Below are 23,365 nucleotides of genomic sequence, written 5' to 3'. Positions count from 1 at the left end.
CGGGGCAGTTGGAACTTGCTTTCATCCTGCCACCATTCTCGGCTGTTCTGGCGCAGTTGGTAATCCTGGTTCAGCGTGCGGATTTTCAGGCGGCGGCTCTCTTGACGTTTCAGTCGTTCGCGATCGGCATGGCCATTGCTATCTTGCTGGGTGTGGTGATTGGCTTTCTGATGGGCACCAACAAAATCGCCAACAGCGTCCTTGGAATGTGGGTGAACATCTTTGCAAGCGCGCCATTATCGTCGCTGGTGCCTGTGCTGATGCTGCTCTTTGGTCTCGGCCAGACAACAATCGTCGTGACGGTTGTTTTGTTTTCAACTTGGATCATCGCCCTCGATACCTATGCCGGCGTTCGACACATCTCGCCGTCGCTGTCTGAAATGGGCCGTTGCTTCGGCGCCAGCCGGTGGCAGCTCATTAGCAAGGTTTTATTCTGGGCGGCATTGCCGGAAATCCTCGCAGGCATCCGCATGGGGTTGATCCGGGCGGTGAAGGGCATCGTGATCGGTCAGTTACTGGTCTCAGTGGTCGCGCTCGGCAGGCTATTCAGAACCTTTTCGGACAATTTCCAATTCGAGGAGTTTTGGGCTTTGACAATCATTCTCTTTATTTTCGCTCTGGTGTTCTCTTCGGCTATTGGCTGGCTGGAGCATAAGGTTGAATACTATGCCAGCACCCGTGCCTGACAGCTTGACGAAGGCTCAGGAGGCATCGCAATGAGTGGAGATAGCAAAGTATACCGCGCCGAGAATATAGAAGCGTTCCTGACGTCGGCCTTCATTGCGCTGAACGTGCCTGAAGCCGATGCCAAAAGCGTCGCCGGATTGATGGTCAGGGCGGATCTCTATGGTTACGACACGCACGGCACATTCCGCTTGCGTCAGTACGTCAACCGGCTTCGAGATGGAGGCACCAATCCGAACGCCAATATAACGACGCCCGTGGAACGCGGTGCCAGTGCCGTTGTCGACGGCGACAATGGTCTAGGACATCTGGCTATGCAGCGGGCAACGGAGCTGGCGATCGAAAAGGCGACCGGCGGCGGCATCGGCTGGGTCGGTGTGCGCAACGGCAACCATGCCGGACCGGCTTCGCTCTACGTCAATATGGCGGTGGAAAGAGATATGATCGGCATTGTGGCCGCCGTCGGCAGCGCCAACCATGTGGCGCCCTTCGGTGGGCAGGACCTGTTGCTCGGCACCAACCCGATTGCCATTGCCGTTCCAGCCGGAGAAGCACCGCCCTTTGTGCTGGATATGGCGACTTCCAACGCAGCCGCCGGCAAGATCAAGGTCCTTGCTCAACGCGGTGAGCCGATGCCGGAAGGCTGGATGATCGATCGTGAGGGCAATCCGATGACCGATCCGAACCGCCAGGGGGAAGGCCTGTTGCTACCGATAGGCGGAGCCAAGGGATACGGGCTTGCCATGGCCATCGGATTGCTAGCTGGTACGCTCAATGGCGCGGCCTTCGGCGATGATGTCGTCAATTTTACCAAGGATACGACAAGCCCCACCAATACCGGCCAGTTCGTTGCGGCCATTTCTGTGGAGGCTTTTGGAGATGTTGCTGTCTTCAAGTCTGCCGTTGACGGTGTTCTGGCCACAATGCGCGGTTCAACGCCGCTTGCCGGGCATGACCCCGTCCGAATTCCGGGGCAGCTTCGCGGTGATATCCATAAAGATCGGAATCTGAACGGCATCCCCCTGCATCCAAACCTCGTTGACACACTTTCCAAGATCGCGCAGGAACTGAGTATTCCGGAGTTGGCCGGTTAACCGCGAGATTTTTATTTACCGGGCCGCGGCACAAAGTTTGAAAGCACAGAACCATGAAATACGTCTTCTCTCCTCCTAAACAAACGACAATTCCGGTGCGCGGCAGCGACGAGGTGTTCCCTGTCCATCGAATCTATTGCGTTGGACGAAACTATGCGGCTCATGCCATCGAGATGGGGCATGATCCGGATCGGGAACCGCCTTTTTTCTTTCAGAAAAACCCCGGCAATATTCTGCTCGAAGGCGAAGATTTTCCCTACCCCGGCAAGACCAGCGACGTTCATCACGAAATCGAACTGGCCGTCGCCCTCAAGTCCGGCGGTAGTGATATCCCTGTGGAAGCCGCTCTCGACTGCGTCTTCGGCTATGGCGTCTCTCTGGACATGACACGGCGCGACCTGCAGGGACAGATGAAGAAGCTCGGCCGACCATGGGAAATCGGTAAAGCCTTTGAAAACTCGGCACCGTGCTCAGCCTTGATCCCGGCTGGGGACACCGGTCATCCCGATCATGGGGCCGTGTGGCTCAAGATTAACGATGAAGTTCGGCAAGAAGGCGACCTCAATCAGATGATCTGGAAAATCCCCGAGATGATTTCCTATCTGTCGGAGCTGTTTACCCTGCAGGCTGGCGACATCATTCTGACTGGTACGCCGGCTGGCGTCGGACCGGTACAGCGCGGTGACAGGCTCCACGGCCATGTAGAAGGTGTGGGTGATTTGAAGATAACTGTCGTCTGATATTACGCTTTGGCAGCTTTTGGAGGTTGATAAGCGGTTGCTTTCAATTTCGGACAGCTTCAATGCGTCAGGTGTGACACACGATGTTCCAGAAAAACGATCATAATCTGGAGTAAAGGTGTGCAACTCCGGTCAGCCGATACAAAGAAGGGCCTGAGGGTCAGGAAAACAACATGCCGCCGTTGATGTCGATGCAGGCACCGGTCATGAAAGCCGATCGGTCCGAAGCAAGGAAAACGGCAAGATTAGCGGTGTCTTCTGGCGTGCCTTCGCGTTTTAACGGGCTGGCATTGGCCACGTGCGTGCGGACTTCGGGTTTCGTGAAAGTGTTATGGAAGTCGGTGTCGATCATCCCAGGGCACAAGGCATTGACGCGGATGCGTGGACCAAACTCCTTGGCCAAACCGCGGGTCATCGTCATCACGGCGCCCTTTGAGGTGGCGTAGATTACAGCGCCTGGACCTCCACCATCTCTGCCGGCCTGTGAAGCAAGTGGAACGATCGCGCTGCCTTCAGGCATAAAGGGCTCAATCGCCTTTACGGTCAGAAACAGTGATGTGGTGTTCAAGTCCATGACCCGGTTGTAGTGCTCGAGGTCCATTTCTTCGATGCGCTTGCGTGCGACCAGACCTCCGGTCACATGGATGAGAACATTGATGGCGTTGCCGAAGGTCGTGCGGGTCTCGCTGACAAGCTTCTCAACGTCGGCTGGTTTGGTCATGTCGCCCTGAAGAGCGAAAGCCTCGCCGCCGGCAGCAGTGATTTCCTGAACTGCGGACTCTGCACCTGCGCTGCTGGAATGGTAATTGATTGCAACCTTCGCGCCTTCCTGCGCCAATCTCATGACACAGGCGCGGCCAATATCTCGGCCCCCGCCGGTTACAATCGCTACTTTGTCGTTCAGGTTCATCAATTCTTCCTCGTGCTTTCAATCAAATCTAGGGTCTGGCCGTCATTAATTGCGTCAAAGTGGCGCGACCATGCTCAAGGTGTCAGTTACCGGTTATGATTAAACTGGTATGGTAGTCTCCTAGATCTGTCAAGGAATTCGATCCCTCATCCTCCAATGCTTTGAAGGTGAAGTGTTTCGTATTCGTGTTTGATTCAAAGAAAACTGATCAGACCATCAACGCAAGGGCATACAATAGCTGATGCGGGCAGGGAGCAGCAGGGAGAGGAATGTTACCAAATTGCCGAAGGTTTTAATCCTCGAAGTAGTCGGGATGGTTCTTTCGGGCATCGTCCAGCGTTTCGTCAAGACGCGAAAGGTGCAGCCTTGTCATGGAGACGATGCCCTCTTCATCCCGCTTTTCGAGGGCGTCATAAATCGCCGAGTGGTCCCGATACAGCTCTAACATCCCGCTCTTGTTCGCCAGACTCAGCATGCATAGGCGGTCGACGTGGGACTTGTTTTCCGCAATTGCAGCGAACGCAAACTCGCTGTCGGCGGCGGCGCAGATCAAATGGTGAAATTCGTAATCGAGTTCGTGGAACCGGTCACTATCCCGCTTGTTGGCGGCTCGCTTTTGCTGCTTCAGATTGTCTTTGATCCTCTTAAGGCCCTCTTCGTCCACTGTCAGACAGGCCTTGCGCACCACTTCGACTTCGATCGCAGTGCGGATAAATCGCGTATTGAGAATGTCTTGCACGGAAATCTTCCGAACCAGCGTTGCTTTCTGAGGTCGGACCAGAAGCAGATTCATGTTGCTGAGACGAATGAAGGCCTCGCGCACTGGTTGCCGCGACACGTCGCTCTGCTTTGCAACCTCTACTTCCGAGAGCTTGGCGCCGGGGATTAAACGGAGTGCCACAATATCTGCGCGCAACCGTTCAAAAACTTCGTCGGCGGACGTCCGTCTTTCCGAATCCCGGAATGTATTCTGTACGTTCATTCAATACCCCAGATTGCCAGCTTGTTCGGCGAACCCGTCAACTGCAGATACAGAATCTCGGCTGTATGACAGACGTCCCGCACACTGCGCTGCTTGACGATAAACCATGAAGAGAGGGGTTTCTCAAGCCATAACCTTAAATGGGAACTGTCGTCGGACCGCAGGTTTTAAGATTTCAGTAAATTACCATACTAGTCTACATATTTGTTGACGAGCGCAAATTGGCGTGCTTGTCTCGATCATGAAAATCAAGAAATCAATCCGCTGCCCAACATTCCAGGAGTGGCGAAATCAGGTCTCTGGGAGGAATGACATGACGCTTTTCAACACGACAAAAAGACTGTTTCAAGGTGCTGCCATCGTTGGGGCGCTTGCTGTCTCGGCGACCGTTGCGCAGTCCGCAGATATGACATTTCGGGGTGCAAGCCTGTTCGACAACGAGCATGCCTACAGTAAAACGCTTATCCGCTTCGGTGAGTTGGTCAACAAGTATGCCGGTAAGGAGATTGAGTTCGATCTTCGCGGTAACAGCGAACTGGGGATAGAGCCAGACTACGTCAACTTTTTGAATCAAGGTGTTGCCATCGACTACGCCATCGCGGCACCGTCGAACCTTGCCCGTTTCGCACCGTCGGTACCGCTCATGGATATGCCGTTCGTGTTCCGCGACCTCGATCACTGGAATGCGGTTCTTTCCAGCGATGTGCTGAAGCCTTTGGAAGATGCCATTCTCGAAAAGGCAGACATTAAGGTCATCGGATATGCAGGCGGTGGAACCCGTAACCTGATCTCGAACAAGAAGATCTCCAACATGGACGAGCTGGCGGGTCACAAGATGCGCGTCATGGGCGCGCCGATTCAGGCCCGCGTGTTCGAGGCTCTGACTGCAGCGCCATCGGCGATTGCCTATTCCGAGGTCTACAACGCCATTCAGACCGGTGTGGTCGATGGTCTGGAGAACGAGTCTGCGAGTCTCTTACAGTACAAGTTTTTCGAAGTCGCACCACACATCACGCTGACTCAACACTCCATCACCGTCCGTCCCATTCTCTTCAGCGGCAAATCCTTTGCAAAGCTGTCCCCGGAGATGCAGGAGATCGTGTTACGTGCCGGTAAGGAAGCGGGAGAATACGGCCGTGAGCTGGAATCCCGTCAGGACGGCGAGAAGCTGACACAGATGGAAACCGCCAAACAGATCCAGGTTCATCCTTTCGCCGAACGCGCGAAGCTGCTCGATCTGGTGATTCCGGTTCAGGATTCCTATGCCAAGGAACTGGGCGCAGACGCCTTGCTTAAGGCGATCCGCGAGAAATAAACGTACCTGCACTGCTCCCCGCGGTCGACCGGCCGCGGGGTGCTTTTTTTGAGACCACCCTCGTTGGCGCAGGAATTTGAGTGTGTTTCACTCTACTGGGTGCAACAGGTTCGACCTCAAAAACTCACGCGTTGGATATCGCCATGATTAAGCAGGCTCTGGAAGCCTATTGTCAGGTGCTGCGAATTCTCGTCGGCGTTTTGATCGCTGTTCTGATTGTCCCGGTGTCAATGCAGGTGATCGCTCGCTACACCGGCCTAATCCCGGTTTATCTTTGGACCGAAGAACTCGCAAAATTCATTTTCATCTGGATCGTGATGGTCGGCTCCATGATCGCGGTGTGGGAGGGCACGCACTTTGATGTTCATGTCGTGCCGGATGCGAAGTCACCGCTCGGCAAGCTCCTGCAAAAGGGCTTTGTACTGGCGATGGTCAGCACCTTCGCGGTCCTCTTTGCGTACTACGGCATCGGATACGCAAAGTTCGGCTCAATACAACAGTCGGTGATGATGCAGGTGAACCTTCTTGTGATCTATATCACCGTGCCCATTGCGGGAATCAGCTGGTCGATATTCGCGCTTTACCGGCTGTGGGAAGTGGTACGGGACTATCGTCACCGAAGCGAGGTGACGGAGTGATTATCCCAACCGGTGTTGCCTGCCTTATCCTGGTGGGCGGATTTGTCCTTCTCGTGGCCGCGCGGGTTCCCGTTGCTTTTGCGTTGGGGATCGCGACCATTCCGGTTGTGGCGTTTGACTTGCGTCTGACGCCCTTCCTTATCATGGACCGGATGTTTCAGTCTTATAATTCCTTCATCCTGCTGGCGGTTCCGTTTTTCCTTTTGGCCGCCAACCTGATGAATTCGGGCAAGATCACAGATCGATTGATTGAGCTGGCCCGGGTGCTGACCGGCTGGCTGCCGGGCGGATTGGGGCAGGTAAATGTCGCGGTCTCCATGCTCTTCGCCGGAATTTCGGGCTCCTCGACTGCCGATGCCGCAGGTTGTGGCAAGATTCTCATCCCAGCCATGACCAAGCAGGGCTACGATCCACGCTTTGCAGTCGCGATCACCGCCTGCTCTTCGGTCATGGGAGTGATCATTCCGCCCAGTATCTTAATGGTTGTCTGGGGTGGCGTGATGTCCATTTCGGTCGGCGCGCTGTTTCTGGCCGGTGCTATACCTGGATTGATGATTGCTGCCGCCCTGATGGCGACGGTTTATGGTTATGCCAAGGTCTACGATTATCCGACTGCGGGACGCCCCACCTTTGGCGAATTCTGGCTGGCCTTGAAAGGCGCGGGCCTCGCCATGCTTACTCCAGTCTTCGTGATCGGCGGGATTGTCGGCGGAATCGTAACGCCCACGGAAAGCGCCATCGTCGCGGCCTTCTATTCTTTCGTCCTGGGTTTCTTCGTTTACCGTTCGATCAGTGCGCGCGATCTGGTCGATGTGCTGTACGATACGGGCCGCTTTGCCGCCATCTCGCTCTTTGCCATCGGCACGGCTTCCGCCTTCGGATGGATGCTTGCTTTTTACAACGTGCCACGTTTGATCGTGGGACTGATGACCAGTCTGGAATTCGGTCAGTTCGGAACGGCTCTCGTCATTGCTGCGTTGTTTCTGTTGTTCGGCCTCTTCATCGATGCCATCCCGACCATCATCATCCTGGGCACGGTGCTCTTTCCGGTTGCAACGGCGGCGGACATCCACCCGGTGGCTTTCGCGATCATCGGAATTGTGTCACTTGCCTTTGGTCTGGTGACGCCGCCATACGGCCTCTGTCTGCTGATTTCCGCCTCGATCGGCGGTCTCAACGTGGTGCAGGTGTTGCGGGACGTCGTGATTATTCTGCTGCCGATGCTGCTGATTCTCCTCATTATCATCTTGCTGCCGGAAGTCGTCTTGTGGTTGCCGAAGCTTTTGCTGCCAAACTCGATTCGATAACGCGTCAGCCGCTTAAAAGAACAAACCCCGCCAAAGTTGACGGGGTTTGCTGTATTCACAATCATTCGAGCTTGTTTGACGTGGACTACTCCGCAGCTTGCGGCCGTTCGACAGGCACAGGCTGTTCGCGCTCATGCTTGATTTTGAGTGCGTCGTAGTAGGACGCGAAGGGTGGCCGGTCGATGTAGCGTCCTGCGCCACGTTCCGTCCGCAACTCGCCGTCCTGATAAACGATCTTGCCCTGACTCATGGTCATGGTGTTGGCGCCGGTGACCGTCATGCCTTCAAAAATATTGAAGTCGATGTTCTGGTGATGGGTCTTGGCTGAGATCGTGCGGCTCTTTTTCGGATCCCAAACGATCACATCGGCATCGGCACCAATGGTGATCGAGCCCTTGCGCGGATAGATATTGAAGATCTTGGCTGCGTTGGACGAGGTCGCTGCCACGAACTCGTTCATGGTCAGCTTGCCGCTGTTCACGCCGTGATGCCACAGCACGCCCATGCGATCTTCGATGCCGGCCGTACCGTTCGGAATCTTACTGAAATCGTCCATGCCGGCGGCCTTTTGCGGCGCGCAGAAGCAGCAATGATCGGTCGCCGTGGTTTGCAGATTGCCGGACTGCAGACCACGCCACAGAGCTTCCTGGTGTTTCTTTGCCCGGAAGGGCGGGCTCATGACGTGTGCTGCTGCAAAATCCCAATCCGGATGGCGGTAAACGCTGTCGTCCACCAGCAGATGTCCAGCTAGCACTTCTCCAAAGACCCGCTGGCCTTCCTGTCGTGCCCGTGTGATGGCTTCCAGGGATTCGATGCAGGAGTTGTGGACGACGTAGAGCGGCACATCAAGTACCTGCGCGACCCGGATTGCCCGGTTCGCAGCCTCACCCTCGACTTCGGGGGGGCGGGAGAGAGGATGCCCCTCAGGTCCGGTGATGCCTTTCTTCAGCATCTCCTGCTGCAGGTGGAACACCAATTCGCCGTTCTCGGCATGAACCGTGCAGATCGCACCCAATTCGCGGGCCCGGGTGAAGGAATTCACCAGCACCTCGTCTTCGGCCATGATCGCGCCCTTGTAGGCCATGAAGTGCTTAAAGGAGTTGACGCCGTGCTCGGCGACCAGGGTACCCATATCCTTATGGACGCTCTCGTCCCACCAGGTGATAGCGACATGGAAGGAGTAGTCGGTTGCGGCCTTCTCGGACCAACCGCGCCAGGTGTTGTAGGCTTCCATGATATTCTGTTGGGGCGATGGGATTACGAAATCGATAATCATGGTGGTGCCGCCGGCCGCGCCAGCTGTCGTGCCCGTGAAGAAATCTTCGGAGGCTACGGTGCCCATAAAGGGCAGTTCCATGTGAGTATGTGGATCGATGCCGCCGGGCATAACATAGCAACCGCCTGCGTCAACCACCTCTGCGCCGGCAGGGACGTCCAGGTTTTCACCGATAGCTTTGATGGTGCCGTTTTCGCTGTAGACATCGCCGCGATAGCTGCGATCTGCGGTAACGATGGTACCGCCTCGGATCAGAACAGACATTTTCGCTCTCCTCTCGTTCAGCTGAGGCCTGATCGCTTTTCATTGGTTATGTGAAAAACGTGACTCAGCCTCTTGATCATATCGTTTGAGGGCGATTCACGTCCTTAATTTCTTCAATCAAGAACGATCGCACTCTAGGTCTTGCGTCGAATTCGGTTCCTTCAGGCGGCTTTGCTCAGTTTTTGTGCGTGGTTTGTGAAACCTCTGCCCCGCAAGCGTCCGCGTTTTGAGCTAATCTTTGCAACCGACCTGATGCTTCGTCTCCGCAAAACTGGATATCCTCTTCCCCTGAGGCCACTGCAGTATCCGCCGGAAGTAGGGCCGATTTGAACCTGCGTGGCCTGCTAAAGATTCCGTATTTTTTTAATCATCCAGGAAACCTGTCCATTTGGTCAAATTATTTCTGAGCTCTCAGACTTCGTCTGTACGGCTATGCATTGCCCATTCCGCAATGCGGATCGGTCAATGACCTCTGCTGGGAGCTTGCAGGCATACCTGCTAAGCCAAATCTACACTCCTGTGCAGCGCTCATCGATTCAGCGTGGCTCATCCTTGGCCATGGACGAGCGGCTATGTTGCGGTGCAGGGTCGTGGTGCATTAAGAGCTGCGACTGAATAATGATATGCCCGAGAATAGATACGATCTCTGGTAGTTTCTGCGAATCATTGTATATAGGCAGCGCGGATATTTATGTCATTGAGATGAATTCATGCATGAGATTGATAAACAACTATAAGTGAATGTTGGTTATTGCTGCTTTGTGCGCTGAATGTATTTTGTTATGCTTGTTCTAGTATTCTCTGTTATCAAGGAATTTACCTCATCGAGGACGACGGAGATCATAAATCTGCCAATGACTCGCTTCATAGAAGTGGAGCCGAGTTGCGGTTGGTTATGGATAATGTCCCCGCGCTGATCGCTTACCTCGATGCAGACCTGCGCTATCGTGTCGTCAACCGCCGCTATGCCGAAACGCTGGATGCCGATGCCGATACGATCATCGGCAAGACTCCCGGGGATTTTCTGACTCCCGAAACCTATGCTCTGGCGAGGCCGATGATGGATCGGGCGCTCGCAGGAGAAACCGTCAAGTTCGAAAATCAGATTGTTTTCAAGGACGGCAGGCGTCACTGGATTTCCGTTACCTACGTACCCGATTTGGTAGGTCAGGGATCAAACACGATCGATCCAGCCCGCAGAGTACAGGGTTTCTATGCCTTGATGGTCGACATTGATGAACGTAAGCGCGCCGAAGAAGCGTTGCAGATCAGTGAACAGCGATTTCGGGACATCGTGTCGGCTTCATCAGACTGGTTCTGGGAAATTGATTCGGACCTGCGGCTCTCGTATCTGTCCGAACGGGCCAGTGATTTAGGTGGCATCGATATCGGCCGGCAGATCGGCATGACCCCCTGGGAGGCCAACGATCCGGACAACAGCGATCAGGTTTGGCAGGAGTATCGCCGACTTGTCGAAGCGCATGAAGCCTTTCGTGACTTCCGAGGGCATTACAAAGGGGGACGCGACGGTAAACTCCATCATATCTCCATAAGCGGCATTCCCCTGTTCGACTCTGCCCTCCGCTTCATAGGATACCGGGGCAGCGCCTCTGACATTACCAAGGAAATCGAGGCAATTAGGGAGCGCGAGCGCCTTCAGGATTTCTTCGCCAAAGCTTTGGACATGCGGGACGTAAGCTTTGCGATCTACGATCCCGACGAAGTGATGATTTATCACAACGATACCTTTGCGAGTTTCGTCAAGAGTGCCGGCTGGAACACCAGCCTCGGCGACCACTACGAAGACGTACTGCGTGAAATCATCAGGCTTGGCTCGGTGGAAGGTGCCGAAGGCCGTGAAGATGCCTGGGTGGAGGAACTTCTTCTCGGATTCCGGTCACTGCAGGTGGGCGAACAGGAGCCACAATACAGGATCAAGTACAGATGGCTCGATGGTAGTGAACACTGGTCCGACGCCTGCCGGATCCGTACCGCCGAAGGTTACACTTTGGCAAGATATACGCATGTGACCGATTTGGTTCAACGCGAAGAGCAGCTGCGTCAGGCCCAGAAAATGGAGGCGGTTGGCCAGTTGACCGGTGGCATCGCCCATGATTTCAACAACATCCTGGCGGTCGTACTCGGTAACCTGGACTTAATGTCAGAACATGTGAAGGATCATGAGGAATGCGCTAACCTGGCGTTTAAGGCAATCCGCGCCGCTGAGCGAGGCGCTTTGCTGACCCAGCGTTTGCTGGCTTTCTCGCGCAAGCAGCCTTTGATGCCGAGGCCGACCGACGTCAACCGCTTGATCCGCAGTATCGAAGACCTTTTGCGCCGGGCGATCGGTGAGCAGAATGAACTGGAATTCGTGCGCGCGGCGGGCCTGTGGCGTTGTGAAGTCGATCCCTCTCAGGTCGAAAACGCTCTTTTGAATATGGCGATAAACGCGCGGGACTCGATGCTGGACGGGGGCAAACTGACCCTGGAAACAGCGAATGCCTACATCGATGATGAATATGCGGCGGCACAGCTTGAGGTAACACCTGGTCAATACGTGATGATCGCGGTGACGGACACCGGCACAGGAATGTCCTCCAGCGTCAAGGCGCGGATTTTCGAGCCCTTCTACACGACGAAAGAAGCCGGTCAGGGAAGTGGTTTGGGACTCAGCATGGTTTACGGCTTCGTTAAGCAATCCTGCGGGCATATCTCGGTCTATAGTGAGGAGGACGAAGGTACGACCATCAAAATCTACCTGCCCAGGGCTATGGCGCCGGACGAGAAAGAGCCAGTGACTAATGTTGATCGGGGCGACGTCACCGGAAGAGGCCAGCTTGTACTCGTCGTTGAAGATGACAGCCTGGTGCGTGAATTGGCGCGCGATCTGCTCGTTGAACTGGGGTATCGGGTTTTCATGGCCGAAAGTGGTCCGAAAGCCTTAAGCCTTCTGCAGGTTACCGAGCCAATCGACCTGTTGCTGACCGACGCTGTCCTGCCGGAAGGGATGAATGGCCGCGAATTGGCCCGCGCCGTGGTGGCGATGCGGCCGGGCACAGCTGTGCTCTATATGTCGGGTTATACTGAAAATGCTATCATCCACCACGGTCGCCTGGACCACGACGCCCTGCTGCTGCAAAAACCCTTTCGCAAAAAAGACCTTGCGCTGAAGATACGCGAAGCCCTTGCACGAGAGATGCCGAAAGGTGACGACGTAGAGAAGGGGGAGTCATGACGCAGCGGCGATTACTCGTCCTCGATGATGAACCGGAGTTCTGTGAATACGTGCGCACGGTCGCCGAGCAGGAAGATTACCTCGTTGAGACGATTCAGGATTCCCGCAAGTTCCAGGAGCTATTTGAGTCTTTTGATCCGACCTTGATAGTTCTCGATCTGGTGATGCCCGACATGGATGGGATCGAGATCATTCGCTGGCTCTCGTCCAAGGAACGCCCGATTCATGTCGTGCTGGCAACGGGATACGATCCGCGCTACGCCATTATGGCCGATAAGTTGGCAATGGGTCGTTCCAAAAACCTGAAGATCAGCCCGATCGCGAAACCGGTTCGCGTAGATACCTTGCGCCGGATTCTACAGAAGACGCAGCAATCCGGTGAGGAAACTCGCTGAAGCAGTGCCGCCACCGGCAGAGTCCGAAGAAGGTTCGGCGAAGCCATTGCGGTAGGCCGACGATGAAGACTATACCGAAAGCATGTCAGACTTTGAACTCAGCGACGGGATCGACCTCGAGCAGGATCTGAACGACGCATACCTGCGCAGTTTGGCGATGCTCGGCCAGAAACGCGCCTTCAGCCGCAATGAACACCTCTATTTTCAAGGCGATACGGCCGGGCACGTCTATGTGCTGAACAGCGGTACGGTAAAAGCGACCTGTACTGATGAAAACGGGCATGAGACTCTGCTCAAGATCCATGGTCCGGGAAGTCTGCTTGGCCTTTCCGCGCTCCGGCCGCAGGCGTTGCGTGATGCGAACGGTATCGCGCTCGAGCAAGCGGAGACGACCTGTTTCAGTCGCGATGAATTTTTTAACTACATGCGCTCGGACGGCGAGTTGGGTGTCCTGCTGGTGCGTGTGCTCTTGAAGCGCCAGCAGCTGCTGCACAGCCGGGTCAGCGACGTTACCGGCCATAGTGTCGAACAGCGTCTGGCGCGTGTTCTGTTGCAGCTGAACGCCGAAGTTGCAACCCGGACGCCCAAGAACGAAGAGCCAGTTTTGCCGATTACGCACGAGGAATTGGCCACGCTTGTTCTTTCCCGGAGACAATATGTAACGGCGATCCTCAGGACTTTCGTGTCTGACGGGCTGATCGAGAATAAACGTCGGCGTATCCGCATCCTTCGGCCGGAAAAGCTGAACCGAATCCTTTCTGCCTAGAGGCTGATCGTTGATTGCGCTGGACTATGCAATTCAGATGCTGGGTTTGTGGAAACCGATTTAGCTCTTGTCGGGCCCTTGATGAACAATCTTTAGCAATCTGCCCGAATGTCAAAAATCTGACATTCACCGAAAAAGAACATCTGTAATCTTTTCTTCAATAGCGTTCACCTGTTGGAGAGCGACCGTTGTTGTTTGAGCCGTATAGAACACGAATAGCTCTCTTACCGGCTAACTGGAGACTGGTTCAAGGATCACGATGATTCGAACCGAAACGAACTGCCTCTATAGGCTGGCCGGCTTCAGCGCGTACTAAACTAAGAAAATCATCGCTCGCCGACGGAACATTCAGGCGCGGGATTAGAGGAGAGCTGCCCAATCATGAGGCTGGAAAATAAAGTCGCGATTGTCACCGGCGGCGGTAATGGAATCGGAGCGGCCATCTGCGCAGCTTTTGCGAATGAAGGTGCCAGGGTCGTCGTTGCCGACATAGACCGTCAAGGGGCCGAACAGGTCGCGTCATCAATCTGTGATTCCGGTGGGAATGCTTTTCCGCTACTGGTCGATATCACAGATCCCAACAGCACCACAGGTATGGCAGCCACGGTTCTGGAAGCCTATGGCCAGATCGACGTACTCGTGAATAACGCCGGCGCCAGGATTATTAAGGGCCTCATGCAGCATAGCCTGGAGGACTGGGAGCAGATGCTCCGGATCAACCTGACCGGTCCATTTCTCTGCGCGCAGGCTGTCCTCCCCGACATGGTCAAGCGGGGTTCCGGTAACATCATTAATCTGGCTTCGATTGCGAGTTTTATGGGCCGTCCGAACCGCTGCGCCTACGTGGCTGCAAAATCCGGCGTCCTTGGACTGACACGCGCCATGGCGACCGATCTGGCAGGCAAAAACATCCGTGTTAACGCCATCGCACCCGGCATGATCGCGTCCCCCTTTAACCAATCCTTCGCTGAGGCCTCGGATACCGGTCCCGCCTGGGCGGAAGAAAATCTGATCGGACGATGGGGGCAGCCGGACGACATTACGGGCGCGGCGGTGTTCCTGGCGAGCGAAGAATCGGGCTTTGTCAACGGATCGGAGATCAAGATCGAAGGCGGCTGGCTCGGCGCCAGATCGCGATCGGGAGAGACACCCCTTTGGGATTGAACTGAAGGGAATAGAAAGTGGGATTAAGGAAGATCCCTCTATTACCGCCTGATGGCGGCAGACACAGGTGGATCCGGTTCTTCGCGTGAAGCCTGAACGCAAGGCGCGATAAAAAAGCGCAATGACTATTGGGAGGAAGGTAATGCTGAACAAATTCGTAAGCGAGGGTGTTTCCAGACGCGACCTGATGCGGGTCGCAGGCCGGTACGGTTTGACCTCGACGTTGCTGGGTGGGGCAACCCTGACCGGAGCGATCACGTTGCCACGCTTGGCGGAAGCGGCGAACTCGACCTATGAGAAGCGCTTCAAAACACCGGCCAAACATACCTTGAAATTCGGTGCGTCCGGGTTCAACGAGCGTAATCTCCTGATCGAGCGCGCAGGTTGTCTCGAGTTCGTCCGCGACCTCGAGGAACGATCGGACGGTGCGATCCGTGTCGAGTTTATCGGCAACAATGCGATCTGCGGGCAGCTCAACTGCGTGAAGAAAACCCAGCAGGGCATCGTCGATATCTTTGCGGCCTCTACCCAAAACACGGCTGGCGGCGCGCCTTACTATAACGTGCTCGATTATGCCTACATGTTCCCCAACCGGGCGTCGCAATATCATTTCCTCTACCACCCGGAAAGCGAGCGGATCTTCCGGGAACCGCTACGCAAGCAGCATAAGCTGCACTTCCTCTTTTCGGTCTGTCAGCTGCGCGGACTACAGATGGGCCTGAAGTGGAAGGACCGTCCGGACGTCACCAAAATCGAAGAGCTTGCGGGAACCAAGAATCGGGTGACCGGCACACAGCTTGGCCGGATCGCCATGACGCTTCTCAAGCTGAACCCGACACCAATTGCCTGGGAAGAAACCCTCGACGGCCTGAAGACGGGTTTGATAGACGGTGCTGAAACCTGGTCCTCTGCAGTGGCCTACGCCAACATGTCGCCAGTGGTCAGCCAGGTTATCGATCTGCGCTTCTTCTCCGGTTTCGAACATACCGCCATGAACTTGGATGTCTTCGAAAGCCTCGGCAGTGATCTGCAGGACGATGTCATGGAATCTGCCTACTTCACACAGGCTCTGATTCAAGGCGCACATGAAGCTGCGCTGGTTAATACGGTGGGTCATTCCGTGCCGCAGCTGCCAAACACAATCTTTGTGAAAAACGGCACGCGTTTCATTCCGCTTTCGGACGAAGAGCGTGAGAAAGCCGCCAAACTTTGCGCACCCGAGCATGTCCCGGAGCCCTGGGAGCAGTGGCGCGAACGCATCAATGGCTGGGCCGGTGGCATCGACACCTACACGGAGATCCATCGGATCGCCCGCGAGTTGCCTGCCGATACGCTGGTCGAAAATGTGGAACCACGCCGTTGGTGGAAATCGTAAAGGCGGCAACCAAAAGATCCTCCCTGGAGGCGAGTAAGAGGTTGCGCTTTCCTCTTGCTCATTGGAGTACGTGGGGTCACCGCCCCACGTACTCTCTTTCATCCCAGTGCACAGGCTGGCAGACGACTGGAATGAGTTTTGAGAAACCGAGAGATGACTGATTTAGCAATGACCGATAACCAGACAGCAGCCATGCAAAACGCAGCACAGGCTCTTGCGGAGACCCGGCGTCTTTCCGGCAAAGTGCTGATCGACGGCCAACTGCGGAAGGCGCAAGCTGAGGAAAACTTCGAGGTCATTCATCCAGGCGACCTTTCCGTCATTGGGCAAGCTCCCAAGTGTGGTAAGGCCGATGTCGATACGGCGGTTGAGGTTGCTCATAAAGCCTTCGTAAAGTGGAAGACAGTTGCCGCTCGGGATCGTGGCCGCATGTTGCAAAAGGCAGCGGACGCCATTGAAGCCAATGCGGCAATGGTCGAACGGGTTCTGGCGCTGGATACCGGCAACGCGCTACGCACGCAGGCCAGGCCTGAAACTGGCTCCAGCATCGATCTGACCCGCATGTTCGGCGGGCTGGCCGGCGAACTCAAGGGGGAGACCATCCCCTCGGCTCATCCCGATGTCCTGCAATACAGCACGCGTGATCCCGTCGGGGTCGTCGCGGGTATTATTCCCTGGAACGCGCCGCTGTTTCTCTTCGTCGCCAAGGTGGCGCCGGCGATCGCGGCGGGGAACACGGTCGTCGTCAAGACTGCCGAGCAAGCGCCGTTCTGTGTGCTGTTCTTGGCCGAGATCATGAACCGCGAACTGCCACCCGGTGTGCTCAATGTGATTTCCGGTTACGGCGAGGATTGCGGAAAGCCGTTGGTTGAACATCCCGCTGTGCGAAAAGTGACCTTCACCGGTTCACTCGCGGTGGGACAGGCGATCGCAAGCTACGCCGCCCCGAAGCTCTGCCCAGTCACCTTGGAACTCGGTGGTAAGAACCCCAGCATCGTTCTGCAGGACGCGGATCTGGATCTCGCAATCCCGGGCATCATCGACGGCATGCGCTATACCCGTCAGGGTCAGGCCTGCACCGCAGGCACACGGGTCTTTGTGCAGGAAAGCATCTACGACCAGGTGGTCGCGGGTGTCACAGCAAAGCTGGCCGATATCAAACTCGGCAACCCCATGGACGAAGCCACTGATATGGGCGCAATCATTTCCGCCGAACAGTTCCAGCGCACGCTGCACTACATGGAGATCGCCCACAACACCCCCGACGCCCGGGTCCTCTTCGGCGGCCAGCGGCCGTCGGACCCTGAACTCGGCAAGGGTTACTTCTATCCGCCGACATTGCTCGATGGCTTGCCGCTGACGTCGGAACTCTGTCAGGACGAAATCTTCGGCCCGGTCGCGACTGTGCTGCCCTTTACGTCTTTTGACGAGATGATCGTCAACGCAAACGACACGCCCTATGGTCTGGCTGCAAACCTTTGGACCCGAGATCTTTCCCGAGCGATGGAATACGTCGATCGCATCGAGGCGGGCTTTGTCCAGGTTAATCAATGCGTCGCGCCACGCTCGAACGTGTCATACGGTGGTCTGAAAATGAGCGGCCTGGGCAAGGAATACGCTCTCGACAGCATGCTGAACCACTTCACCTGCTCGAAGACCGTCCTGATCAACCGCGGCACACCAAATCCCGGTCTTTAAAACAGGGCCGAGCGAGAACACTGCTACGCCTGCGTGGTGCGTACCTTCTATGGAGAGATGATGATGGCGGAAACGATTGGCTTTATCGGTCTCGGCAACATGGGCTTGCCCATGGTCGAGCAGCTTTTAAAAGCGGAATATGCCGTGCGGGCTTTCGATCTGTCGGAGCCGGCGCTGAAACAGGCGGATGCGGCCGGTGCCACTATCGCAGATTCGATCGCTGATGCGGCAAGGGGTGCGACCACCGTTGTGACCATGCTGCCGGCAGGGCAGCACGTACGCACGGTCTATCTCAGCGACGACGGGCTGATCTCGTCCGCGGCTCCAGGGACATTACTGATTGATTCTTCGACTATCGACGTTGAGACGTCACGTGCTGTCGGCACGGCAGCCTCAAATTCACGGCTGGAAATGATCGATGCTCCCGTAACCGGTGGCGTCATGGCGGCGCGTGTAGGCAAGCTGAACTTCATCGTCGGCGGTACGGAGGAAGCCTTCGAGCGGGCGCGGCCGGTCTTGGATGTTATGGGCCAGAAGCTACTCTACGCCGGCCCGCAGGGCAGCGGCATCGGCGTGAAAATCTGCAACAATATGTCTCTGGGCATCTCCATGATCGCCGCCGCTGAGACTCTGATGATGGCGAAACGCCTGGGCCTGGATCTGGAGCGAACCTTCGAGATTATCACCAACGCGTCGGGCCAGAACTGGGCGCTCAGCAACTACTGCCCCTTACCCGGTTTTCTTGAAGGCGTGCCTTCCACCAACGGCTACAAACCGGGCTTCACCGCTGAGATGATGCGCAAGGACCTGCGCCTGTCGCAAGACGCCGCCCGCTCGGTCGACGCCTGCACACCGCTCGCTGCCCACGCGCTCTCGATCTTTTCGCACTTCTGCGATTCCGGCGACAGCCAGACCGACTATTCCGGTATCTCCAAACTCATTGGCGGTGACGCCTGGGATTATCCCTTCGATCCGGGCGGGGAGTAGGCTTTGGGACGTAACTAAGTTAGTGCTGCAGAACTCGATGCCGATCCTACGCCGGTTTAGGCGAAGCAAACTTTGATAGAGCTTTCCAGCGGATGGTAGTTAGTTCAGGCTACTATCAGCATTCAGAATTGGCTGGATGTTACATGGTGTTGCGCAGTGTTCCGGTCAAAAATTCTGTACTCCGGCAGCGGTCTTTTTTTGACCGTTAAAATGAACGACAAGTTGCTCGCACCAAACGCCAACTCTGCGGGGCGTCCATACATTATGTGCAGGCTTATTGGGTGCTCCGCCGACTTCTAAGCACTGGGCAATGGCTGTGGCGCAGTTATGTTTTATTAAATGATAATAATAATCACTCATAGTTTTGTCTTGAATATTTTGAACCCAGCCAACCATTCTAGCCATATTTAATCCGTTTATCCTGTATGTAGTTGTAGGCTTTTCATCTTCCCAATCAGAAGAGATGTCATTACTTTCAGCGCCTAAGTTACTGCTGTCGAACTTCTTGAAATTTGCAGCTGCGAGAGCCTGAGCTTCAGACCCTGGTCCGTGTCGTAACGGCATCTGATGGTTTCTTGCGTTACCACCAAAAGCGGGTCGGTCTTCATGATTACCTTCGGGCCAAAAACTTAAATAGTAGTAATCTCCTTTGGCTGCACCGACGTGCTGAAGCTTCAATGAGGCATGACCCAAGATGACCGCGGGCGCATTCAGATTTACGGTCTTATCTCCGTCTGCGGCCTTCTCAAATTGATCATCACTATCCCATACATGAACGGTTACGGTGTGCGTGTTTGCCATGACGATTACCTCCTATTGTCGCTTGGAGAATCAGTCTCGTTGCCAACGACTAAGCCCGCATCGATCAGATGGTCGTTGTTCTGCGGGATCCGGCGAAACTTACTTGACGGGCCGCTCCAAAACTCTCGACTTTGACGCTGTGGTCGCAGGAGCTGTTTCGGGGCGAAGGTGTTGAGCGACATCAACAAGACAGCACCATATCGAAATACCGATGTGAAGAGCTGTCCGGCATTTTGTCTCAAACGCGTGCAAATTTGTCCGAAATGCATCTTGTTCTGGTGAACAAGAGTTGATGGTCGTAGTGGAAACGTCATGACGGTAGGGTAACTTCGGGATAGGCAGGGTGCCCGATCATCAATGATCGAGGCACCCGCACTAACCGGTCTAAAAGCCCTCCAGCACAATTTTTCCCTTCGCCGTGCCGGCCTCGATCATTGCGTGCGCCTTGCGGAGGTTTTCCGCGTTGATCGGGTTCAGCACCTCGGCGAGGGTCGTGCGGATGTGACCCGCGTCGATCTCCGCCGCGACGTGATTGAGCAGATTGTGCTGCTCGATCATATCTGGGGTCTGGTGCATGGCGCGGGCAAACATGAATTCCCAGTGCAGGCTGGCGGCTTTCATTTTCATGCCGGCCATGGGCATCGGCAGGTTGGTGTCGTCGATCGAGACGATGCCGCCCTGGGGCCGGATCAATTCAACTGCTTCTTCCCAATGCCGCATATCGTTGAAGATCGCAATGTGATCGACATGCTGGAACCCAAGGCCGCGAACCTGCTCCACCATGGGCTCGCGGTGATTGACCACGTGATCGGCGCCGAGTTCCTTGACCCAGGCGATTGTCTCCGGACGGGAGGCCGTGGCGATCACGATCAGCCCAGCGCGCTTCGCCAGCTGGATCCCGATTGACCCCACGCCGCCGGCCCCGCCGACCAACAGGATCGACTGACCCTTGTCTGCACCAATTCGGTCGATCTCAAGCCGATCGAAGAAGGCCTCATAGGCGGTGATTGCCGTGAGGGGCAGCGCGGCCGCCTCGGCATGACTCAGGCTTGTCGGCTTTTGGCCAACGATACGCTCGTCAACCAGCTGGAACTCCGCGTTGGTGCCGGAACGGGTGATATCACCCGCGTAGTACACTTCATCGCCAGGCTTGAAGAGGGACACGTCGGAACCGACCGCTTCGACCACGCCGCTGGCGTCCCAACCAAGCACGCGCGGTGTTTCCTCGATCTGATCTTTGGGAGCGCGCACCTTGGTGTCGACCGGGTTGACGGCGATTGCCTTGACGGCGACCAGGATATCTCGGCCTTCCGGAGCCGGTTTGGGAAGGTCTGCGTCGATGAAGGACTGCGGATCGTCGATCGGCAGATAGCGGGTGAGGGCAACGGCTTTCATGAATTTTCTCCTTATGGGTAGCGGTTTGCTGTTTTCTTGAATCAGCCTAAACATGAGCGGATCTAACAGATTGGGTTGGGGCAGACGCTGCGGGGCCTGCGCTCCTGCATCAGAATGAAGACCAGACCGGCGACGGGGATGAGGGTTGCAGCGAAGGGAATAGCGGCTGCACCCCAACTGCTGTCCACCACGCTTCCGCCGATCACGCCGCCCAGGGCATTGGCGATATTGAAGGCGGAGATGTTGGCGGTGGCCGCGAGTTCCGGTGCTGCGCCACCGTGCTTCATTACACGCATCTGCATGGGCGGCACGTTGGCGAAGGACACGATTCCAAAGACGAAGGCGGCGATCAGGAAGGGCCACTTGAAGGGTGCCAGGACGCCGACCACGATCAACGCAACGATCATGGCGGCAGGCCAGAAGATCAAAGCCCGACTGAGATTGGTGTCGGCCGAGCGGCCGCCCAGGCTATTGCCGATTACCAGGCCCAAACCGATGATCACCAGAACCCAGCTCAGATCGGCACGCGCAAAGCCCGCGACCTGTTCGGCGACAGGTGCGATGTAACCGTAGAAAGTCATGAAGCCTACCCAACCAAGCACAGTGATGGCGAGGCTCGCCAGTAAGTTTGTGTTCCTGAACGCACCGATCTGAGATTTCAAGCTGCGACCTGCCTCGGGCTGTTGCGACGGGATAACGGCCAGGATCGCGGCGGTGGCCACAACACCAAGGCCCGCGACCACCAAGAAGGTCGTGTTCCAGCCGAAGCTGTTTCCGATCCAGGCCCCGGCAGGGACGCCGAGCACGTTGGCCAGCGTCAGCCCGGCAAACATTTGCCCAACGGCTCGGCCTGCAAGCTTGTCCGAAACCAGCTGCGTCGCGACCACGGCGCCGATGCCATAGAAGGGGCCCTGGGTCAGTCCGGCCAGCACGCGGCTGGCCAGCAGGGTCGAATAGTCGGTGGTAAAGGCCGCGATCAAATTGCCGGCGATAAAAAGGCCCATCAGTCCGACCAAGACTTTCAGCCGGTCGAAACGCGCGAGCCAGAGGGTGAGTACTGGCCCTCCGATCACGATAGCGAGCGCATAGGCGGTGATCAGGTGGCCCGCTTGTCCCTCGGTGATGGCGAGAGAGTCGGCGACCTGGGTCAGAACCCCGGCAATGACGAACTCTGCGGTGCCGATCGCAAAGGCCGACAGGGTCAGGATCCATACCTGCAAGGGCATCTTCGATGTGAGGGACATGGTAAGCGATCCGTTCTGCTTTGAGTTGGTGCCGGTCCGGCTGCACGTCGGCCTGTTCATCGTCAATCTAGTCCTTGCGAAAACACGATATAATTGAGACAAAACAGGAAATATAATTCGGAAAATCTGAATAATGGATCGTCTGGACTCATTGGCCCTGTTTCTGCGGATCGTGGAAAAGGGCGGGCTCGCGGCCGCTGGGCGCGATTTCGGTCTGTCGCCCGCTGCGGTGACGGAACGTTTGGCCGGATTGGAGGCGCACTACGGTGCGCGACTCCTCAATCGAACCACGCGCGCAATCAGTCTGACCGACGAAGGACGATTGCTGCAGGAAGGCGCGCGCGACTTGGTCAACGAAGCCGGCGATCTGGAAGCTCGGGTGCGTCACGGAGTGGAGCAACTCTCGGGTCCGGTTCGGATCAGCGCGCCGCTCGACCTTGGTCGCCATCGGGTCGTGCAGATGCTGGACCGTTTCATGGCGGAGCATCCGGAGGTTGGTATCGAACTCACCCTGAGCGACAGCTACGTCGATCTGGTGGCCCAGGGGATTGACCTCGGGATCCGCTTCGGCGACCTGAAGGACAGTTCACTGCGGACGCGCCGGCTCGGCCTGAGCCGCCGGCTGGTCTGTGCTGCGCCGAGTTATCTGGAACGATTCGGTACGCCGAAGCATCCGGATGAACTGGCCGGACACAACTGTCTCCTGATGCGCTTCGGCGTGACCATCGATCAGGAATGGCCTTTTATGATCGGCGGCAAGCGTCGGCTGTTTTTCGTTCGCGGCAACCGCCAGGCCAACGACGGCAGCCTCGTGCGGCACTGGTGCCTTGAAGGACACGGTATTGCGCTCAAGGCAATTTGGGACGTCCGTGAGGACCTCGCCGCGGGACGGTTGGTTGAGTTGCTGGCAGGGTTCGAGCAGCCACCCAGTTCACTTCAGGTGATCTATCCCGGTGGCCGCAATCTGCCGAAACGCGTGCGTGCGCTGATCGACTTCCTGGTCGAGGCTTTTGCCGACGAGAAGATCCCGAAAGGCGTTTGGGCCTAGAGTCTCAAAATGTTGAACCTTACACGCCCGTCATTCATGCTTGAGGT

General features: G+C 56.2%; 20 protein-coding genes. 14 read left to right on the top strand and 6 right to left on the bottom strand.

Features of this window, described 5'->3' with window-relative positions:
- Positions 1 to 101: 101 nt before the first annotated feature.
- From QMZ18_RS31845 to QMZ18_RS31835, 3 genes are read left to right on the top strand one after another with little or no spacing between them, the layout of a single operon-like run.
- On the top strand, positions 102 to 686 hold the full coding sequence (locus QMZ18_RS31845; RefSeq protein ID WP_282610468.1) for an ABC transporter permease: 585 nt from the start codon (positions 102 to 104) through the stop codon (positions 684 to 686).
- 30 nt (positions 687 to 716) lie between these two features.
- The gene (locus tag QMZ18_RS31840; RefSeq protein ID WP_282610467.1) at positions 717 to 1,778 is read left to right on the top strand and encodes an Ldh family oxidoreductase; all 1,062 of its coding nucleotides are present in this window, start codon (positions 717 to 719) and stop codon (positions 1,776 to 1,778) included.
- Between the two features lie 53 nt (positions 1,779 to 1,831).
- Entirely contained in the window at positions 1,832 to 2,518 is a 687-nt protein-coding gene (locus QMZ18_RS31835; protein WP_282610466.1) for a fumarylacetoacetate hydrolase family protein, read from the top strand.
- A 160-nt stretch (positions 2,519 to 2,678) separates the two neighbouring features.
- Here QMZ18_RS31835 and QMZ18_RS31830 read toward each other — a convergent pair whose 3' ends face one another.
- On the bottom strand, positions 2,679 to 3,428 hold the full coding sequence (locus QMZ18_RS31830) for an SDR family NAD(P)-dependent oxidoreductase (RefSeq protein ID WP_282610465.1): 750 nt from the start codon (positions 3,426 to 3,428) through the stop codon (positions 2,679 to 2,681).
- A 292-nt stretch (positions 3,429 to 3,720) separates the two neighbouring features.
- Positions 3,721 to 4,410, bottom strand: a complete 690-nt coding sequence (locus QMZ18_RS31825) for a GntR family transcriptional regulator (protein WP_282610464.1) — start codon at positions 4,408 to 4,410, stop codon at positions 3,721 to 3,723.
- Between the two features lie 313 nt (positions 4,411 to 4,723).
- Between QMZ18_RS31825 and QMZ18_RS31820 the strand changes: the two genes are divergently transcribed.
- The 3 genes from QMZ18_RS31820 (at position 4,724) to QMZ18_RS31810 (ending at position 7,670) form a co-directional block, all read left to right on the top strand.
- Complete coding sequence (locus QMZ18_RS31820; protein ID WP_282610463.1) at positions 4,724 to 5,725, top strand: TRAP transporter substrate-binding protein; 1,002 nt, start codon at positions 4,724 to 4,726, stop codon at positions 5,723 to 5,725.
- A gap of 143 nt (positions 5,726 to 5,868) precedes the next feature.
- On the top strand, positions 5,869 to 6,363 hold the full coding sequence (locus QMZ18_RS31815; protein WP_282610462.1) for a TRAP transporter small permease: 495 nt from the start codon (positions 5,869 to 5,871) through the stop codon (positions 6,361 to 6,363).
- Positions 6,360 to 7,670 carry a TRAP transporter large permease gene (locus QMZ18_RS31810; RefSeq protein WP_282610461.1) on the top strand — a complete coding sequence of 437 codons (1,311 nt, stop codon included), beginning with the start codon at positions 6,360 to 6,362 and terminating at the stop codon, positions 7,668 to 7,670. The genes QMZ18_RS31815 and QMZ18_RS31810 overlap by 4 nt, the downstream gene beginning before the upstream one ends.
- A gap of 85 nt (positions 7,671 to 7,755) precedes the next feature.
- Here the strand turns inward: QMZ18_RS31810 and hydA are convergent, their stop codons facing one another.
- Positions 7,756 to 9,210, bottom strand: a complete 1,455-nt coding sequence (gene hydA, locus QMZ18_RS31805; RefSeq protein WP_282610460.1) for a dihydropyrimidinase — start codon at positions 9,208 to 9,210, stop codon at positions 7,756 to 7,758.
- Between the two features lie 751 nt (positions 9,211 to 9,961).
- Here hydA and QMZ18_RS31800 point away from each other — a divergent pair.
- The 7 genes from QMZ18_RS31800 to mmsB all read left to right on the top strand — a co-directional run bounded on the left by QMZ18_RS31800 (position 9,962) and on the right by mmsB (position 18,830).
- A complete protein-coding gene (locus QMZ18_RS31800) occupies positions 9,962 to 12,445 on the top strand; it encodes a PAS domain-containing protein (protein WP_322097503.1) in 2,484 nt (827 codons plus the stop codon).
- Entirely contained in the window at positions 12,442 to 12,840 is a 399-nt protein-coding gene (locus QMZ18_RS31795) for a response regulator (protein ID WP_282610458.1), read from the top strand. The genes QMZ18_RS31800 and QMZ18_RS31795 overlap by 4 nt, the downstream gene beginning before the upstream one ends.
- A gap of 82 nt (positions 12,841 to 12,922) precedes the next feature.
- Entirely contained in the window at positions 12,923 to 13,606 is a 684-nt protein-coding gene (locus QMZ18_RS31790; RefSeq protein ID WP_282610457.1) for a Crp/Fnr family transcriptional regulator, read from the top strand.
- 381 nt (positions 13,607 to 13,987) lie between these two features.
- Positions 13,988 to 14,770, top strand: a complete 783-nt coding sequence (locus QMZ18_RS31785; RefSeq protein ID WP_282610456.1) for an SDR family NAD(P)-dependent oxidoreductase — start codon at positions 13,988 to 13,990, stop codon at positions 14,768 to 14,770.
- Between the two features lie 142 nt (positions 14,771 to 14,912).
- On the top strand, positions 14,913 to 16,145 hold the full coding sequence (locus QMZ18_RS31780) for a TRAP transporter substrate-binding protein (RefSeq protein WP_282610455.1): 1,233 nt from the start codon (positions 14,913 to 14,915) through the stop codon (positions 16,143 to 16,145).
- A gap of 153 nt (positions 16,146 to 16,298) precedes the next feature.
- The gene (locus QMZ18_RS31775; RefSeq protein WP_282610454.1) at positions 16,299 to 17,843 is read left to right on the top strand and encodes an aldehyde dehydrogenase family protein; all 1,545 of its coding nucleotides are present in this window, start codon (positions 16,299 to 16,301) and stop codon (positions 17,841 to 17,843) included.
- Between the two features lie 63 nt (positions 17,844 to 17,906).
- Positions 17,907 to 18,830: a 3-hydroxyisobutyrate dehydrogenase gene (mmsB, locus tag QMZ18_RS31770; protein WP_282610453.1), complete on the top strand. Its 924-nt coding sequence runs from the start codon at positions 17,907 to 17,909 to the stop codon at positions 18,828 to 18,830.
- 165 nt (positions 18,831 to 18,995) lie between these two features.
- On the opposite strand, the gene QMZ18_RS31765 is transcribed toward mmsB, so the two are convergent.
- The 3 genes from QMZ18_RS31765 to QMZ18_RS31755 form a co-directional block, all read right to left on the bottom strand.
- The gene (locus tag QMZ18_RS31765; RefSeq protein WP_282610452.1) at positions 18,996 to 19,631 is read right to left on the bottom strand and encodes a hypothetical protein; all 636 of its coding nucleotides are present in this window, start codon (positions 19,629 to 19,631) and stop codon (positions 18,996 to 18,998) included.
- A gap of 384 nt (positions 19,632 to 20,015) precedes the next feature.
- Positions 20,016 to 21,026 carry a zinc-binding alcohol dehydrogenase family protein gene (locus tag QMZ18_RS31760; protein WP_282610451.1) on the bottom strand — a complete coding sequence of 337 codons (1,011 nt, stop codon included), beginning with the start codon at positions 21,024 to 21,026 and terminating at the stop codon, positions 20,016 to 20,018.
- A gap of 62 nt (positions 21,027 to 21,088) precedes the next feature.
- Positions 21,089 to 22,330: an MFS transporter gene (locus tag QMZ18_RS31755; protein ID WP_282610450.1), complete on the bottom strand. Its 1,242-nt coding sequence runs from the start codon at positions 22,328 to 22,330 to the stop codon at positions 21,089 to 21,091.
- 73 nt (positions 22,331 to 22,403) lie between these two features.
- Between QMZ18_RS31755 and QMZ18_RS31750 the strand changes: the two genes are divergently transcribed.
- The gene (locus tag QMZ18_RS31750; RefSeq protein WP_282610449.1) at positions 22,404 to 23,318 is read left to right on the top strand and encodes a LysR family transcriptional regulator; all 915 of its coding nucleotides are present in this window, start codon (positions 22,404 to 22,406) and stop codon (positions 23,316 to 23,318) included.
- Positions 23,319 to 23,365 lie beyond the last annotated feature (47 nt).

The organism is Pelagibius sp. Alg239-R121, from assembly GCF_947331435.1.
Lineage (GTDB): Bacteria > Pseudomonadota > Alphaproteobacteria > Kiloniellales > Kiloniellaceae > Denitrobaculum.
This window is presented reverse-complemented; position numbering and strand designations above follow the sequence as displayed.